Here is a 16,642-nt window from a genome sequence, read left to right on the forward strand (position 1 = left end):
CAGAGCGTTTCGCGGCTGAAACCCGACGCCGACGTGTTAAACCCAGATCGAGTCTTGCCGAGGCGAACGATGAACATTGCAACAAGCGAACAGGCCGCTGGCAAGGACCATACCGGGTCGAGTCGGCGGCACGGCGCGCGGCGGAATAGCGATCTCACTTGTAGGGGTCTGCGGCGTCCCGCAAGCCGTCGCCGAGGAAGTTGAACGCCAAGATGACGAGAATGACGGGGAGCATCGGCAAAAGCAGCCATGGATAGAACGCGATGACGCTGACGCTGCGCGCCTCGGTGAGCAGGATGCCCCAGCTGGTTATCGGCGCCCTCAGGCCGAGCCCGAGGAAGCTCAGCGCCGTCTCGCCCAGGATCATGCCGGGTATGGAGATCGTCGCCGTCGCGATCAGATGCGACATGAAGCCGGGAATGAGATGCCGCCCGATGATGCGGCTGCTTCTGGCGCCCATCAATTGCGCGGCCAGAACGTAATCCTCCTCGCGCAAGGCTAGAAGCTTTGAACGCACGGCCCGCGCCAGTCCGGTCCAGTCGAGCAGCCCGAGGATGACGGTGATGCCGAAATAGATCAGGATCGGACTCCAGGTTATCGGCATGATCGCCGCCAGTGCCAGCCATAGCGGAATGCTGGGGATCGATTGCAGAACTTCGATTATCCGTTGAACGATCAGGTCGAAGATACCGCCGTGATAGCCGGCCAGTCCGCCGATGACAATGCCGAGCAGGAAGCTGAAACTGATGCCGACGAGGCCGATTGTCAGTGAAATGCGTGCACCATAGATGATGCGCGAGAGCACATCGCGCCCCAGCCTGTCAGTGCCCGCCAGAAAGAGCTGGCCGTTTTCGGCAGGACAGACAAAATGCCTGTCACCTTCGATCAGGCCCCAGAACCGGTAACTGTCGCCCTTGCAGAAGAAACGGATCCGCTGAACATCATCCTGTTTCTCGATGTAGTTCCGCTTGAGCGTGTCCATATCCAGCGTCATCTGACGGCCATAGACGAACGGCCCGACGAGCTGGCCGTTGTGGAACAGGTGCACCCGCTGCGGCGGTGAATAGATGTAGTCCATGTTGCGCGTGTGCAGATTGTAGGGCGCCAGGAACTCGCAGATCAGTATCCCGAAATAAAGCGCCGCCAGGAATATGCCGGATATGACGGCAAGCCGGTGCTTCCGGAATTTCCACCACATCAGCCGCAACTGCGACGCCTGAAAGACCTTCGACTGCTCCGGCGTCATCACCTCGACCGACTGCAGGTCAAAGGGCGCGATGGAAACGTAGTGTTGCAGTGGGGCACCCGGAGCGGGCAGCGGCGATTGCGTGTTCATTTGGTGCTGCCGCCTTGCAAACGAATTCGCGGATCAAGTAGCGCCAGCGCCAGGTCGGAAATCAGGACGCCGATGACCGTCAGGAAGGCGAGGAACATCAGGAACGACCCTGCCAGATACATGTCCTGGCTTTGGAGCGCCTTGATCAGCATCGGCCCGGTCGTTTCCAAAGACAGCACGATCGCCGTGATTTCGGCGCCGGAGATGATGGCCGGCAGGATAGAGCCGATGTCTGAAATGAAGAAATTGAGCGCCATGCGCAGCGGATATTTGACCAGCGCCCTGAAGGGATGAAGGCCTTTGGCGCGCGCGGTCACGACATATTGCTTATGTAGCTCATCGAGCAGATTGGCGCGCAGCCGCCGGATCATACTTGCCGTGCCCCCGGTGCCGATGATCAAGACCGGGATCCAGAGATGGGCGAGGATCGACTTCGCCTTGGCCCAGCTCATCGGCTCGCCGAGATATTGCTGGTCCATGAGATGGCCGATGGACGTGCCGAACCAGATGTTGGCGAAATACATCAGGATCAGCGCCAGCATGAAATTCGGAATGGCAAGGCCGAGAAGGCCGAACAAAGTCAGGCCGTAGTCGCCCCAGCTGTATTGATGCGTGGCGGAGTACATGCCGATCGGAAAGGCTATGAGCCAGGTAAAGATGATCGTGACGAAGGAAACCAGCACGGTCAGCCACATTCGGTCCCCGACGACGTCGCGAACCGGCAGCTCATATTCGAAGGAATAGCCGAAATCGCCGTGCAGCATCCCGCCGACCCAGTAGAAGTAGCGAATGACCGGTGGCTGGTCGAAACCATATTCCTTGCGCATCATCTCGATGCGATCGGAATCCACCGCTTCGCCCTGAGCCCGAAGCTCGGCAACATAGCTGTCGAAATAGTCGCCTGGTGGAAGTTCGATGATCGTGAACACCAGTGCCGATATGACCAGCAGCGTTGGAACCATCACGGCGATGCGCCAGACAAAATATCGAAGCACGCTCAGGACTCTCCAAGCCAGAATGTATCCGGCATGTAGACACCGAAATAGGCGGTCGGGTCGTAGCCGTAGAGCGCCTTGTCAGGCAGATTGCGCAGCCGCGAGGACGCCAGAATCGGCTGATGCGTTCCGTTCACCGTGCCGATCGAAAACACCTGATCGGTATAGATCGACAGCATTGAATTCCAGATTTCGGCGCGCTCCGTGGCTTCGGTCGATGCGTTCCAGCGCTTGAGTAAAGCCATCAACTCGACCACAGGCGGAAGATCGGGCGCTTCACCGACCTTGCCATGAGACAAGTAGTGAGCACCCCAGAGCGGCCATTGCAGCTGGTCGTCGACGGTGGGGGCCAGTTGGTACGGGTTCATGTCGGCGGTCGGCACGCCATTGTCGATGCCCGACCACATCGACATCACGATCTGGCCACCAAGCGCGCGGCTGCGGAAGATGTCGCGCTGCGAAGTCCGGATGAACAGCGCGATGCCGATCTTGCGCCAGTGATCGGTGATGAGCTCGAGCGCGTCGGTTTCCAGCGTGCTTTCGCCGGCCGTTTCCACTACGAGCTGCGCCGGGCGTCCGTCGGGAAGTATCCGCAGGCCGTCATCGTCACGCGCCTGAAGCCCGACCTCGTCGAGCAGGGCATTGGCCTGGTCGGGATCATGGGCGACCCAGGCTTTCGCGAATTCCGGCCGGTAGAGCGGGCTTTCCGGCAGGACCGTATCGGCACTTTCCTGCGCCAATCCGTAGAACACAGCCAAATTGATCTCGCGCCTGTCCACAGCGAGCGAAAGTGCGCGGCGCACGCGCACGTCACGAAAAAGGCCACGCCACACCTGGTCGGCACAATTCAGATTGGGCAGCAGCGCCAGCCGCGAACCCTGTGTGCGTTTCCAGAGATGCATCTTCACCGGGTAGCGCTTCTCCGCGTCTTTCAGGAAGGAATAATCGCTGAAGTCAATTCCCATGCATTGCAGGTCGCTCTCGCCCGCACCGGTCTTGGCGGAGATGATCGCCGACGAGCTGACATTCATGACGATCCGGTCAACATAGGGCAGTTGCCGGCCATTCTCGTCTATTCGATGAAAGAACGGGTTGCGCTCGAAGACGAATTGCTCGGCCGGCGGCTTGGTCCGGTTCTGCCAGGGATCGAGCGTCGGCAGTTCCGGGTTCTCCGGGCGATACTGCCGCGACATGCGGATATGCAGGAGCGTCCATTTCTGGGCCCGGTTCTCCTTCATTAGGCCGGCGAGCCGGAATGGATCCTGGTATTTCTTGTGGAACTGCTTGAGATAGGCGGCTGGCAGAACAAGCGATATCGGCGAAGCAGCGGCGAGCTTGGGCAGGAAGTCGGGATTGGGCGCATCCCAACTATAGCGGACCGTCGACGGATCGACGATCTCGAAGCGTGGCGGCTTGCCGTCCGCCAGCAGGGCCGGGGCGAGCCCGCCTTGCGAAAGCTCATCGTTCAGCCAGACATCTTCCCAGCAATAGCGAAAATCCTCCGGCGTCAGCAGGCTACCGTCAGACCATTTATGTCCTTCCCGTATCTTGAAAGTGAAGACACGATCATCCGCTACATCGAAACTTTCGAGAATGTCGGCTTGCAAGTTAAGCTTTTCGTCATAGCCGACCAGGCGAGCGTACCCGTAGATCGTCATCATCCGGATATCTTTCTGGCTGCCGATGATCGTGCGCAGCGTGCCGCCATACTGGCCGGGCTGCCGACCCATCGCAGCGAGATTCAATGCGCGCGGGCGCTTGGGCAGGCGTTCGGCGAGTGCCGGCAGCGCCCTGGCCTTCAGCTGCGGCTGAAGAAATTCCGGCTCCAGATCGCCGGCGCGCAACGTGCCCGGCAGAAATGCCGAAGCCATGAGCCCAAGGACGGTGCGCCGGCTGATCAATGGCGTAGCTCGCTGACATCGGCCGAACGTCGGGCCAGCACGAGGTGGCCGCCGCCAAGATCGAGCGGCAACAGCATATCCTCGTCGCCCTCGTCGCGGAATTGCGGTCCCCATGCGCTGGTGTCGGAAGCGCCGCTGAGCTTCAGCGTCTTGAAATCCATCGGCCTGTCGAGATCGGGGAAAGGTACTGCGGCGACCAGTGAGCGCGTGTAGGGGTGGATAGGTTTCCTAAGCAGAATTTCGCGCGGCGCGAGCTCGACGATACGCCCGCCGCACATCACCGCGATGCGGTCTGCCATGTAGTCCACCACCGCCAGGTTGTGGGATATGAACAGGTAGGTCAGGCCCAGTTCCTTCTGCAGGTCCTTCAGAAGGTTCAGAATCTGCGCCTGGACAGAGACATCGAGTGCCGAAACCGGCTCGTCGCAGATCAGGAGTTCAGGTCCCAGCGCCAACGCGCGCGCGATGCCGATACGCTGACGCTGCCCGCCGGAGAAACTGTGCGGATAACGCTTTATGAAGCGCGGATCGAGCCCGATTGCCTGCATCAGGCTCTTGACCGTGGCGAGTCGGGACGCGGCATTGCCACGTTGATGGATTTCCAGCGGCTCGCTCAAGATGTTCTCCACCGTCATGCGAGGTGAAAGCGACGAAACCGGGTCCTGAAAGACCATCTGGATTTTCGCGCGCAACAGGCGCAGCGCGTCTCCCTCGGCTTCCAAGACGTCGATCGGACCATCGCGGCCGTTAAAGATCACAGAGCCGCCGCTAGGGGTGACAGCCCGCATGAGGATCTTGCTGACGGTAGTTTTGCCGGAGCCGCTTTCGCCGACAAGACCCAGGCACTCACCCCGCCTGATATCAAAGCTCACGCCGTCCACGGCGCGAACAGAGGTTTGATGATCTCCGCCGAACCATCCGGACTTGCGGATCGTGAAGGTCTTTGTCAGATCCTTGACCGACAGCAGGAGGTCGTCCGGCCCCTTCGATGCCGGCGCCGTCTGCTTGCCGAGCAGGTTCTCGACATTCACCGGCACCTCGCGGAGCGCCTGTAGCCTTTCGCCAGGCTTTAGGTCGAAATGCGGAACGGCTGCCATCAGGCCCTTCAGGTAAGGGTGGCCTGGCCGGCGGAATATCGCCTCCACAGGTCCCGCTTCCATGATCTCGCCATGGTACATGACCACCACCTCGTCGGCGACATTGGCGACCACGCCAAGGTCGTGCGTGATCAGCAGCATCGCCATGTTCAGCTTCGTCTGAAGCTCGCGCAGCAATTGCAGGATTTGCGCCTGGATGGTGACGTCCAACGCCGTCGTCGGCTCGTCGGCGATCAACAGGGCGGGCCGGCAGATAAGCGCCATGGCGATCATTGCGCGTTGACGCAATCCTCCCGAAAGTTCAAAGGGATACATGTCATAGGCGCGCTTGGGGTTGGGAAAGCCGACAAGGCCGAGCATTTCCTTGGTCAGCGCCTTGCGCTCCACCCGAGCCATGGGCGTATGAATCTGCAGGGATTCGCTGACCTGATTGCCAATCGTGTGCAACGGCGACAGCGATGTCATCGGCTCCTGAAAGATCTTGCCGATGCGGCTGCCTCTCAACGCCCGGATTTCGGGTCCGTCACGCGGCATTTGCAGGATATCCTGCGTCGTGCCGGGCTTTTCAGGATCGGAAAACAGGATACGGCCGCGGACATGGGCTGTGTTCGGCAAAATGCCCATAACTGCCTGGCTGAGAACCGATTTTCCGGAACCGGACTCGCCCACAAGCGCGGTAACCTTGCCGGGCAGGACGCGAAGATTTGCACGCCTGACGGCATGCAACGGTCCCCCTATAATGGCAAAAGAGATGCCAACATCCTCGATCCGCAGCAGATCAACGCTCGAATTCATTCTCACACCAGCCCCACTCTGGCGGCCTGCCGGTCGGCAGGCCCAGAAAAGCGAGACTAGCGCATTGCCAGCCTAGAGCAACTTGGATTCGAAACGGTCGCCAGTTCCCCGGCGGAACCGGCGACCGGACTGCATACCAAAGGCGTTCGGATCAGATCGTGACGGTTACTGGAGCTTCCTCGGGTCGCCCGCCGACAGCCGCGCGGCATCGCGATGAAGCAGCATGACCTGCTCGGCGTCCGATATTCGGTCGTAAATCGGCTCCAGCGCACCGTCTTCATCGAGTGCAAGAGCACCCGACAAATCGGGTGAAAGCACCGTCAGCTTCTGCTTGATGCCCGCCAGTTCCTCCTTGCCGAGCGTCAGCCAGTTGTTGGCGCTGCAATAGCCGGCGAAATCTTCGCTGGCGAGAACGCTGTGCGAATATTTCTTGGTCAGGGTCTGAAGGCGCTGGACCTCGTTTACAGCCGAGCCGAAGACAGAGAATGTGAGCCGGTCGGAAAGCCCGACATTGCCGAACATCACATTGCCGACATGCAGGCCGATGCCGAATTTAATGTCGCCCAACCGCTGCTCCTTTCTGCGCAGATTGAGATCCATCATGCGCGCGGTGGCCTTGTGCGCTGCCGCAAGGGCAGCCCGGCAGGCGATCTCGGACTGCGCACGGTGCCTTTCGCAAGGGTAGACAGCAATGAAGCCATCCCCCAGGAAACTCATGATCTGCCCGCCTCTGCGATTGAAAGGTGCAGCAATGGCATCGAAAAACTGGTTCAGCGTATCGATATAGATTTCGCGGCCGGAGGTTTCGGCAAGCCTTGTCGACCCGCGCATATCGGCCATGACCAGTGCAGCCCGGATTGTGTCGCCCTCGCCGCGCTTGATCTGGCCGTCCAGCACCCGCCTGCCGGCGTCGCCGCCGAGATAAGTGGTCATCATGTTGTCGGCGAGCTTGGTGAGCACCGCCATCTTGGTTGCGATAGCGAGATGGTTCTGGATCCGCAGCAGCGCCGAAATCATGTTGTCACTGAAGCCTGCAGCACTGTCGGTGGACCAAGACCCGATCATGCCCTGACTGGTGTTGCCGCTGAAGGGATGGACGAAAGCCATGTAATCGGTGACGCCCATAAGCTTGAGGTCATCGAAAACAGGAAATTCAGACGGCACCGACGGGTCGAGCCGGCGCCGCAGATGGTCGAGTTTGTGGCTGAGCAGATGGTAGTATGGGCTGGTCAGGAATCTGTCGGAAGGAACGCCGTCGTCATGACGGAAGCCTTCTACTTCCAAGCCCTGGCCGCGGAGCCAGGTGAAGCCAAGCGCGTCATAAAGCGGATGAAGCATCGAAAAGCTCAAATGCACCCGCCTCAACGGCAGGCCGGCAGCAGCCAGCCGTTCACAAAAGCCCTTTACCAATGTTTCCAGGTCGTCGCCCGCCAGCGCCGATTGGGTCAGCCAATCAGCAACCTTATCCATGAGAATGGCAGAAATTTCTGCTTGCGCTGTGCTCATGCTATCTCGAAATCTCCTTGATCCGCCACAAATTCGCCGGCTCGGACGCCGTCAGGCCTTCACCACCGTCTCTCGGGTTAGCCCGAGGCGGCCAAAAACATTGCGTGTGTCGACGATCAGAAGAGCGTGATCCGCGATCGCCTGATAGTCAATCGCGTCGTGGTCGGTTGCAACGACGACAGCATCGAAATCCTTCAAGGCCGCCTCGGTCAATTCGACCGAGCGACGCCCCTTGATCGCCATATGCTCCCGTGTGGTCGGGATCTCCGTAACATGCGGATCGTGGAATTCCGCCTTGCCGCCCCATTCCTCGATGAGTTCAATGAGCCGCAATGAGGGGCTTTCGCGGATGTCGGGCACATTCTTCTTATAGGCGAGCCCGATGATGAGAATGCGCGAGCGGCTGAGCGCCTTGCCGCAGCGCCGGTCCAGCGCCTTCGCCAGTTCATCGACCACATGACGCGGCATCGCCGTGTTGATCTCTGCCGCCAGCTCGATGAAGCGGGTCGGCAGTTCATATTCGCGCGCCTTCCACGTCAGGTAGAAGGGATCGATCGGAACGCAGTGGCCGCCAAGTCCGGGGCCGGGATAGAAAGGCATGTAGCCGAAGGGCTTGCTCTTTGCCGCCTCGATCACCTCCCAGATGTCTATGCCCATCGCACCGAGCACGACCTTCAACTCGTTGACCAGGGCTATGTTGACCGAGCGGAAGATGTTTTCCGTCAGCTTGACCGCCTCGGCGGTCGCCGTGGTGGAAACCGGAACAACGGTCTTGACCACGCCCTGGTAGAAAGCCTGAACGAGTGTCGCCGCTTCAATGCCGTCGCCTGCCACGATCTTGGGGATCGTCGCGACTTCAAAGCTTCGGTTGCCGGGATCCTCGCGTTCGGGCGAGAAGCCGAGGAAGAAATCTATCTTCGACCGCAAGCCGGTTTCTTCCAGTATGGGCTTGATCACGTCGTCGGTGGTGCCGGGATAGGTGGTCGATTCCAGCACGATCAGCTGGCCGAGACGCAGATGCTTCGCGATGGTGCCTGCCGTGTTCCTGACAAAGGAGAGGTCCGGCTCACGGTTTTTCGTCAGCGGTGTCGGAACGCAGATGATGATGACATCGCAGACGGCCAGTTCAGCAAAATCCGCAGTGGCGCGGAACCGTCCGCTCGCCACCTGGCCGGCAAGGGCTGTCGAGGTCACCGCCTCGATATAGGATTGGCCGTTGTTCAGGCTCTCGACCTTCTGGGCTTCGACGTCGAAGCCGGAAACCGGGAAGCCGGCGCGTGCGATCGCAACCGCCAGCGGCAGCCCGACATACCCCAATCCGATCACGCCGACTTGCGCGGCGCGCGTCGAAATCCGGTTCAGAAGACGGTCATATGTCGATCGTGAGGCGTCCAAAAATCTGCTTTCCCTTAATTCGGACAGACCGTCCGCTTCCATGGCGAGGCTCACTTGGTCCCAAGAACCCCGAGGCATATTGCGGAAAATCGATGTCCGCAAGCTGTCAGACCGGCACCTTCGCCTTCAGGCTTGCTGCAGCCATCGCATAGCCGCCGGCGGCGCCATCGATGAAATGAACGTGATCGCGCTGCAGCGGCGAGGCGACGAGGCATGTCATCAAGGCCGATTTCTGGCGGTGCAGGCCATAGTTGCAGATGCCCGCCTCTTCCGCCTTTTTCAGCCGGTTCTCGATCCGTTGCAACACATCCGCGTCAACGTCGATGGTCATCTTCAAGCCGTCGTCGAACTTCCGGAAATCCGAATTGCTGGCCACGTCGCGTTTGTAGATCTTCGGATCGAATCTGCCGATCGTCCAGCCATATCTATCGGTAACAGCCGTAAGCGTCATCAGGAACACTATCCACAGCTTCGACAGCCATCGCCGTCCTGCCCGCGCCGTGGCGCGCGCCTCGATATCGAGGCCGGCGGGCAGCAAACTGTAGTCCGGTCCGTTCACCGGCACCGGGTGGCCATCGCGTTCCTGCCTGCCGGCAAGGGCGATGATGTCGGAAACCAGAAACTGAAAATCGGGCACGTCGCGCGACGCCCCCGGTATGGCTATGATCGAGACGATTTCGCCATGCCGGGCTTCGATCGGGTTCCAGCGGCACGAGAGGCCGGTCAGATCCGGCCGCGCGCCGGCCGGCGCAGGATCGATGCGGTAGCGCCCCGCTTTCATCTCGGCTTCCGCCCAACTGCCGCCACCGCCGGCGAACATGGCATAGAAGACCGCTTCGGAGGCCTGGAACCTCGCCACGCGAACGTCGAGGCCTTGCGCTCTGATATCCTTTATCGGCACGATTGCGGCACGCAAGGTCAGGTCGAGTTCGTCCGCCACCCATCTCTGGACAGCCGCCAGCGCGTTGCGGGTGATCTCCAGCGCCGAGCCGGGAAATGCCACGAGCGCGCCGTCGCCGCCGAAGACAAAGGGAAGATCTTGCCGACCCAGCGCATTGAGCAGCGCCGAAATGACGCTGGCACCGGCCATATTGACGGTTTTATAGCGCCCAGCCCCGATCGCCTTGGTCGAGCCGACGATGTCGGCAGTGGCCAGCGCCCAGCCATCGGGGAGAGGCCGATAGTTATCGATATCGGCAACGCTTTCGAACTTAGCGAAGACCGGCAGGGAAGCGACAAACGGATCGGACGCGGCAGCTGTTTCCATGAGCATCAGATAGCACATTCCACTGCTTGAAGGTGAAGTCGATCATGCTTCGAAATTGACTTGCGCAGGCTTTCCGATGATAGGGTCCGGCGATGCGAATTGCCTTCTACGCGCCGCTGAAGTCGCCCAATCATCCCGTTGCCTCCGGCGACCGCCAGATGGCACGGATGCTGGTCAAGGCGCTGGAGCATGGAGGGCATAGCGTCGAACTAGCATCCGAATTACGCTTCTATCTACGCGAACCGGATTCGAAAAGTTTCGACGCGCTCAAGATCGAGGCCCGGGAGGAAGCCGCGCGGCTGGCAAGGCTTTGGGATCGTGACGGCAAGCCCGGTCTGTGGTTCACCTATCATCCCTATTACAAGGCGCCCGACCTGATCGGGCCCGAGCTGGCGTTGGCCTTTGGTGTCCCCTATGTGACAGCGGAAGCCTCCTATTCGAGGCGGCGCAACACCGGTTTGTGGGCCGATACGCAAGCGTTGGTGGCGCGAGCCGTCGAACAGGCAGCGCTGAACATCTGCTTCACGCAAAGGGATCGTCAGGGACTGGCAGATGCGATTCCCGACGCCGCTTTCGGCATGCTTTCGCCCTTCATCGACACATCGGTATTCCGGGAAACGCCGGCACGGAGTTGTCCGACGCGCCTCGTTACCGTCGCCATGATGCGCCCGGGCGACAAAGTCGAAAGCTATCGCATGCTGGCGCAAGCGCTCGGTCCGATCGGCCATCTGCCCTGGACCATGTCGGTCGTCGGGGATGGGCCTGCCCGTGACGAGGTCAAAGCGCAATTCGCCGGCTTGCCCGCCGACCGTATCGAATGGCTTGGCGCGATTGAGCCAGCCGCCGTGCCGGATGTCCTCTACAGTGGGGGAATTTACGTCTGGCCGGGTTGCGGCGAGGCCTATGGCGTTGCCTATCTTGAAGCACAGGCCGCCGGCCTTCCGGTGGTGGCTCAGGACATCGCCGGCGTGCCGGAGGTCGTGCGGGATGGCCAGACCGGGTTTCTCACCCCGCCGGGCGATGTGGCGGCGTTCGCTTCTGCCATTGAAAGGCTTCTGGCCCGTAACGACGAAAGAACCATCATGGGCGCGGAAGCCAGACGTTTCATCCTCGAAGAACGTTCCCTCGGTGCTGCAGTGGCGCGGCTGGCCGAACTCCTTGCGAAGATCCCGGTTTCATGACATCCGATCAGATCTGGCAGCCCTTGGTGGAAGAACTGGCGTGCCGGCAACGGGCAGATCGCAAGGCAGAGTTTTGGCTGCGCGACGATGACGCCGTGGATCCGACGCCTGCGCTTGATCGGCTGCTCGACCTCACCGGTGAATTCGCGGTTCCGGTGACTCTGGCCGTCATTCCGGCCCTGACTGATGAGAAGCTTGTCGTCCGGCTTGACGAGGCGCCGCATGCCACGGTCGCCATCCATGGCTGGGCGCACCGAAATCATGCGCCCGAGGACCAGAAAAAGCAGGAGCTCGGCGCGCATCGGCCACGCGAGGCGGTGCTCAATGATCTGGCTCGCGGGCTGTCGCACGTAACCGGCCTGCACGGCGCACGTACCGTTCCGATGCTGGTGCCACCCTGGAACAGGATCGACGCCGGCCTGGTATCCGACCTTGGATCGATAGGATTTGCGGCATTGTCGGTCTATGGGCCGCCGAGGCGTGCTTCACTGGCGGTCATCAACAGCAATGTCGACATCATGGATTGGCATGGCACGCGCGGCTGCCGCGATCACGGCCTATTGGTTCAGGCTATCATCGCGCAATTGCAGCATGCATTCGATGGCGGCGAACCGGTCGGTCTGCTCACCCACCATCTCGTACACGATGAATCGGCCTGGCTTTTCCTCGAACGGCTGTTCGCCGTCACCGCACGGACTGAAGCCTGCGCATGGCTTCCGATCAGGACATTGATCGGGCGCAGCGCCGGTAGAGCAATTCCAGGAAAAGTGTGAACGATTTTCCGTCTGGAATTGCGTCAAAACAAAGAGATAGAGCGCTTCGCCGTTTCTGTGAAACGGTGAAGCGCTCTAGAGGAAAATAGCTCAGCGCTTTTTGCGCAATGAGACTGGAAGTTTGAGCGTCTGGCCATCCCGCGCGGCAAAAGCGCCGGTAAACCTGTCCTTGGCCAGTTTCTCGATCTTGTCCAGTTCCTTGTCGGTGCGTGTCGGATCGTGGTGAAACAGCGCAAGCCCCCGCGCACCGGCCGCCTCACAGAGCTTGACGCCCTGTTGCCATGTCGAGTGCCCGTAACCGCGGCGGCGTTCCATTTCCTCCTCGGTGTAGGTGCAATCGTAAATGACGAGGTCGGCATCTTCGATCAGGCCGAGCACCGTCTGATCGAGTTTGTCCGGCTCGTGCTCAGTGTCTGTGATCACCGCCACGACGCGGCCGCCCCATTCGACCCGGTAGCCTATGCAGCCGCCCGGATGGATAAGACTGCCGGTTCGGACCACCACCCCTTCGCGCGGGCGAAGCACGTCTCCGGATACGAAATCGCGATAGTCGAGGCTTGCCTTGCTGATCTCCAGTTTCACCGGAAACCACGGCGGCCGCATGAACTCATCGACCATCTGCCGGGTCGTCATGTGTCCTGCAAGATGCCCGGACCAAAGCGTAACCTTGGCGCCCCGGTCATAGATCGGCGCAAAAGACGGCAGCCCGATGATGTGATCGTAATGGCAATGGGTGAAAAGCAGGTCGAAATCGGTCACGCCCAACGCCTGAAGCGCCGCGCCGGCAGGCCGTAGGCCAGAGCCTGCGTCGAACAGAAGCGTATGCTTACCGCATCGCATCTCGACGCAGATTGAGTTGCCGCCATAGCGAGAGAATTCTGGCCCTGATACCGAAATGCTGCCGCGGACACCCCAAAACCTGACCAGGAAAACGTTGTCGTCCATGCTACCCCTTCGCCCATCATATCCAAACAACTGCTGCTAGGCGAGACAGGCTTTCTCCGGGTGATCTTCTCAGCGAGAGGACAGTGCCGTCACGACGGCGAGGATCGAGCGCACGTCCTTCGTTATTTGGCGCTTCGTGCGTCGATCAGATCCGCGGTTGTATGGCTTAGGCGATCGGCAAGAACCCGCAATATCTCGATGGTCATTTCCGGGAACTCCCTCATAAGCCTCAGGAAATGATCCTTGCGGATTCTCAGGACTTCCAGCGGACTTGCCGCTCTGACGGTGGCAGTGCGGGAGCTGTTGCACAATATGGCGATCTCGCCAACGATCGAATTTGGCTCCAGTTCGGCAACTTTTATCGGTCCGCTGTCGGAATCGACAAGAATATCCGCCCTGCCTGAAAGGATGACATAGGCGGCGTCTCCCTCGTCGCCCTGCCGGAAAAGGATCTGGCCGGCGCTGTAGCTCACACGATCGGATGTGAACGCAAGCAGCTTGAGCTTTGTCGGCTCGATGGCAGAGAACAAGGGAACGCGTTGCAGCATTCCAACTTCATCCTTGAGCAGCATTGTCGCAAACCTTCCAAAATTCGCGTTTGCCAGACTAGAGCAACGGACGCCCAGATGGAATCAATTCTCTTTTCGAGACGGCGAGACAAACCACGCGAAAGGTGGCGAGCCCGATGTCGTGCACCGGCAGAATGATCCCATCTGAATGTCCGTTGCTCTATGACAACAGTTCCTTGAAGATACCGTTCCCTGCCAAAAGTGTCTCGTGTGTTCCGTCTTCCGCCAATTGACCCGAGTCGAAGACGATAACGCGATCGAACATCATCGCCATTGCTGGATTCGTCACGACCCATACAATTGCCGGCGAATGGCCGTCGCGCCTGGCTTCCTCGAGCACGTTTCGCAGCACCTTATCCTGCATGCGCTGGTCGAGCGCCGAAAGTGGCCGGTTGAGAATGAGAAAATCGGGACGCTTGAGCAGGGCCCGGGCAACATCGAGCTTCTGTCGCTGTCCACCGGTCAGCCGCCTGCCGCCGGAGCCGACGTTGAAGTCCAGGCCGACATCCAGAAGTTCGGCATAAAGCCCCAGTTCGTCAAGAATGTCATAGACGATGGAGCGTATGCGGTCCGGTGCGTCGGGATGGTTGTTGCCCACACGCCCGAACAGGACGTTATCCATGACGGTGGCCGCGGCAATGTATTTGGCAGGGTCATACCGTTCGACCGCATTTTGCAGTTCGGGCGGCAGGTTTTCATAGAACCGGCTGCGTGCAGCGACGATCTTGCTCATCAGCTCGTCGCTCAGCAGGCCGAAGCGATGCCGGGGCTCGATGTAGGCAAAGCTCAAGGTGACGATCATGGCGCGATCGTTCTCTGAAACCGCCTCGTGAGGACGGTTCTTGAGCCGTTGTAGCAAGGTTTCGTAGGCGGGTATCTCCTCGGCGCTCATGAAGGCGAGCTGCTGGAAGAACTGGTGATCGGGCGGCAGGTCGGCAAACAGCTCGATCGCCTGTTTGGCGATCTCCAAGCCCATTTCGTAGAGCGTGCGGTCGAGGCCGGCTTGCCTCAGCACAGAAGCAAAATAGGGATTGGCCGCCAGGGCCCTGTCGGCCAGTTCGGGGCCGGCGGCAGCGCCGAAGAGCAGGTTTTGGCCGATCGTTGCTTCCTTGTTGTAGGCGCCCGGTTCGAAAGGAACCACCAGTCCGCTCAGCCCCTCTTGTTCCAGCCGGGTTCGCAGCGCCGCACGCAGTTCAACGATCCGCCTGGCAAGCTCCGTGTGACGCGTGAGGTCGGCCGAAGAGCGCAAGCCGAGATCCAGAATGTCGCGCGACAGAACAACCGCGTCGAGCACCCGGCGCACGGCTTCAAAGAGGTCGTGCGGGCCGGTAGCGCCAGCGGAAGCATAGTTGATCCAGTCGCTGTGGATATCGAGATCCGGATTGCCCGACCGGCGCGCCTCGTGGATATTCCAGCGGTGCTGGTCTGCCGCGGCACCGTCATAAGGCACCGATGTCAGCGGCGCATGCTTCAACCCGTAGAGCAGGTTGTCGCGGAGGCTTGCCTGGAACAGGAAAACATCCGACGAGGCATAGGACATGCGCCGGCCGGTCACTGCCTCGGGAAGTTCAAGCAGGTCGTCGGTGCCCGAAGCGACCCTTCCGCTGTCCGGCCAGTTCAGCCGCGCGAAGGCTTCTGCAAGCGCCTCCGCTCCACCTGTTGCGGTACTGACCAGCGCCACCGTCTCACCCGGCTTGACCTGGAGGGAGATACGGTTGAGGAGCATTGCACCGCCATCGTCTGCTATAGACAGATTGATCGCCGACAGGGGATTGGTCATCGGATCAGGATCGTCGATCGTCAATGCCCCGATTTTCGGCGCGATGAGACCCTCGACGGTGAACTGTTCAACGACCTGTTGATATTTGACCTGGACATCCTGCCGATCCTGATCCCAGTCGATCAGTTCCTTCATCGGTCCGGGCAGGTCCTTGTAGGCGCCGATCACGGCCACGAGCTGGCCGACGTCCAGCCTCCCCTGGATGACCAGATACCCGCCGATCATATAGAACAGAAAGGGCGTGAGCTGCGCGAGAAAATTGTTGAGGAACTTCACCATGAATTTCCATTGGTAAAGATCGAAGCGGATCTTGAAGATGAGCCCGAGCCGGGCAGCTATGTCGGCGCGCTCGTAGTTTGATGTATCGTGGACGTGAACCGCGCCGATGCCGTCGACGATTTCGCCAACCCGGCCCGAAAGCGCGCGCGCCGTCAACTGCCGTTGGCGCCCGAGCACGATCAGCCGCCGCCGCATTCGCGGGATGAGTACGATCTGGATCACCACGATCACGACTGCTATCATTCCGAGCCAGACGTTCTGGATCATGATGAACAGCATGGCCGTCAGCGCCTGGCCGCCGAGCAGTACCGGCTGCAGGAAGGCGTCGCCGATGAAGCCGCCCAGCGGCTCTACCTCGTCCTTCACCATGGTCGCCACTTCGGCGGATTTCACCCGCTTGAAGTAGACCGGCGGAAAACGCAGCACACGGTCCACCAGATCGAAGCGGATACGTCGCAGCATGCGTTCGCCGAGGCGGCCCTTGTAGGTGTTGATGTAGAATTTGAACAGGCCGTTGATGACGACTAGCAAGAGGAACACAAGGCTCAGGGCAAACAGGGTCTCCTTGCGGTCGAGCTGAAAACCGGAGAAGAACTGGACCTCTCCAATGAACGGCAGGTTATAGTGTAGCCTCATGAATGGCTGGGTCGCGCCCGGTTGCTCGAAGCCCCTACCTTGGATCGGGCCGTTGACGATCAGCTTCGGTAGGTCGAAGGACATGAAATACGGGACCATCGAAAGCACGACGATCATCAATATCCAGAGCTGCTGCTTCTTGGTGTGCGTCCAGATGTAGCGGGCTAGGCTGGGTTCCATATGCGAC

Annotated in this window: 12 protein-coding genes; 2 read left to right on the top strand and 10 right to left on the bottom strand. The window is 60.2% G+C overall.

From position 1 onward, the window contains the following. Window positions 1–154 precede the first annotated feature (154 nt). The 7 genes from NKH05_RS00475 to NKH05_RS00505 form a co-directional block, all read right to left on the bottom strand. Window positions 155–1,336: an ABC transporter permease gene (locus tag NKH05_RS00475; RefSeq protein WP_352482321.1), complete on the bottom strand. Its 1,182-nt coding sequence runs from the start codon at window positions 1,334–1,336 to the stop codon at window positions 155–157. Beyond that, complete coding sequence (locus tag NKH05_RS00480) at window positions 1,333–2,331, bottom strand: ABC transporter permease (protein WP_023716523.1); 999 nt, start codon at window positions 2,329–2,331, stop codon at window positions 1,333–1,335. Before NKH05_RS00480 ends, NKH05_RS00475 begins: the two co-directional genes overlap by 4 nt. 2 nt (window positions 2,332–2,333) lie before the next feature. Further along, window positions 2,334–4,232, bottom strand: a complete 1,899-nt coding sequence (locus NKH05_RS00485; RefSeq protein WP_023716524.1) for an ABC transporter substrate-binding protein — start codon at window positions 4,230–4,232, stop codon at window positions 2,334–2,336. Beyond that, complete coding sequence (locus tag NKH05_RS00490) at window positions 4,229–6,124, bottom strand: ABC transporter ATP-binding protein (protein ID WP_353024861.1); 1,896 nt, start codon at window positions 6,122–6,124, stop codon at window positions 4,229–4,231. Before NKH05_RS00490 ends, NKH05_RS00485 begins: the two co-directional genes overlap by 4 nt. A 165-nt stretch (window positions 6,125–6,289) precedes the next feature. Continuing rightward, window positions 6,290–7,630: an adenylate/guanylate cyclase domain-containing protein gene (locus tag NKH05_RS00495; RefSeq protein ID WP_023716526.1), complete on the bottom strand. Its 1,341-nt coding sequence runs from the start codon at window positions 7,628–7,630 to the stop codon at window positions 6,290–6,292. Window positions 7,631–7,681: 51 nt separating this feature from the next. Beyond that, window positions 7,682–9,025 (bottom strand): nucleotide sugar dehydrogenase, encoded by a 1,344-nt coding sequence (locus NKH05_RS00500; protein ID WP_031193288.1) that lies wholly within the window; start codon window positions 9,023–9,025, stop codon window positions 7,682–7,684. Between the two features lie 106 nt (window positions 9,026–9,131). Further along, the gene (locus NKH05_RS00505; RefSeq protein ID WP_353024863.1) at window positions 9,132–10,310 is read right to left on the bottom strand and encodes a DUF3095 domain-containing protein; all 1,179 of its coding nucleotides are present in this window, start codon (window positions 10,308–10,310) and stop codon (window positions 9,132–9,134) included. Between the two features lie 74 nt (window positions 10,311–10,384). Here NKH05_RS00505 and NKH05_RS00510 point away from each other — a divergent pair, with 74 nt between their 5' ends. Together NKH05_RS00510 and NKH05_RS00515 are read left to right on the top strand one after the other, a co-directional pair. Next, on the top strand, window positions 10,385–11,473 hold the full coding sequence (locus NKH05_RS00510; protein WP_352590464.1) for a glycosyltransferase family 4 protein: 1,089 nt from the start codon (window positions 10,385–10,387) through the stop codon (window positions 11,471–11,473). After that, window positions 11,470–12,246 carry a polysaccharide deacetylase family protein gene (locus NKH05_RS00515; RefSeq protein WP_352590461.1) on the top strand — a complete coding sequence of 259 codons (777 nt, stop codon included), beginning with the start codon at window positions 11,470–11,472 and terminating at the stop codon, window positions 12,244–12,246. The genes NKH05_RS00510 and NKH05_RS00515 overlap by 4 nt, the downstream gene beginning before the upstream one ends. Before the next feature lie 90 nt (window positions 12,247–12,336). On the opposite strand, the gene NKH05_RS00520 is transcribed toward NKH05_RS00515, so the two are convergent. The 3 genes from NKH05_RS00520 to NKH05_RS00530 form a co-directional block, all read right to left on the bottom strand. Next, on the bottom strand, window positions 12,337–13,191 hold the full coding sequence (locus NKH05_RS00520; protein ID WP_352715985.1) for an MBL fold metallo-hydrolase: 855 nt from the start codon (window positions 13,189–13,191) through the stop codon (window positions 12,337–12,339). 122 nt (window positions 13,192–13,313) lie between these two features. Beyond that, the gene (locus tag NKH05_RS00525) at window positions 13,314–13,763 is read right to left on the bottom strand and encodes a cyclic nucleotide-binding domain-containing protein (RefSeq protein WP_254023581.1); all 450 of its coding nucleotides are present in this window, start codon (window positions 13,761–13,763) and stop codon (window positions 13,314–13,316) included. 157 nt (window positions 13,764–13,920) lie between these two features. Beyond that, entirely contained in the window at window positions 13,921–16,635 is a 2,715-nt protein-coding gene (locus NKH05_RS00530; RefSeq protein WP_352638886.1) for an ABC transporter transmembrane domain-containing protein, read from the bottom strand. Window positions 16,636–16,642: the final 7 nt, after the last annotated feature.

It is taken from the genome of Mesorhizobium sp. M1399 (genome assembly GCF_040317735.1).
GTDB lineage: Bacteria > Pseudomonadota > Alphaproteobacteria > Rhizobiales > Rhizobiaceae > Mesorhizobium.

Bases quoted from the DNA above. Each gene is read 5' to 3' on its own strand.
- NKH05_RS00525 (WP_254023581.1), bottom strand. From the start codon at position 13,763: ATGCTGCTCAAGGATGAAGTTGGAATGCTGCAACGCGTTCCCTTGTTC.
- NKH05_RS00520 (WP_352715985.1), bottom strand. From the start codon at position 13,191: ATGGACGACAACGTTTTCCTGGTCAGGTTTTGGGGTGTCCGCGGCAGC.
- NKH05_RS00515 (WP_352590461.1), top strand. From the start codon at position 11,470: ATGACATCCGATCAGATCTGGCAGCCCTTGGTGGAAGAACTGGCGTGC.
- NKH05_RS00530 (WP_352638886.1), bottom strand. From the start codon at position 16,635: ATGGAACCCAGCCTAGCCCGCTACATCTGGACGCACACCAAGAAGCAG.
- NKH05_RS00505 (WP_353024863.1), bottom strand. From the start codon at position 10,310: ATGTGCTATCTGATGCTCATGGAAACAGCTGCCGCGTCCGATCCGTTT.
- NKH05_RS00510 (WP_352590464.1), top strand. From the start codon at position 10,385: ATGCGAATTGCCTTCTACGCGCCGCTGAAGTCGCCCAATCATCCCGTT.
- NKH05_RS00495 (WP_023716526.1), bottom strand. From the start codon at position 7,630: ATGAGCACAGCGCAAGCAGAAATTTCTGCCATTCTCATGGATAAGGTT.
- NKH05_RS00475 (WP_352482321.1), bottom strand. From the start codon at position 1,336: ATGAACACGCAATCGCCGCTGCCCGCTCCGGGTGCCCCACTGCAACAC.
- NKH05_RS00490 (WP_353024861.1), bottom strand. From the start codon at position 6,124: ATGAATTCGAGCGTTGATCTGCTGCGGATCGAGGATGTTGGCATCTCT.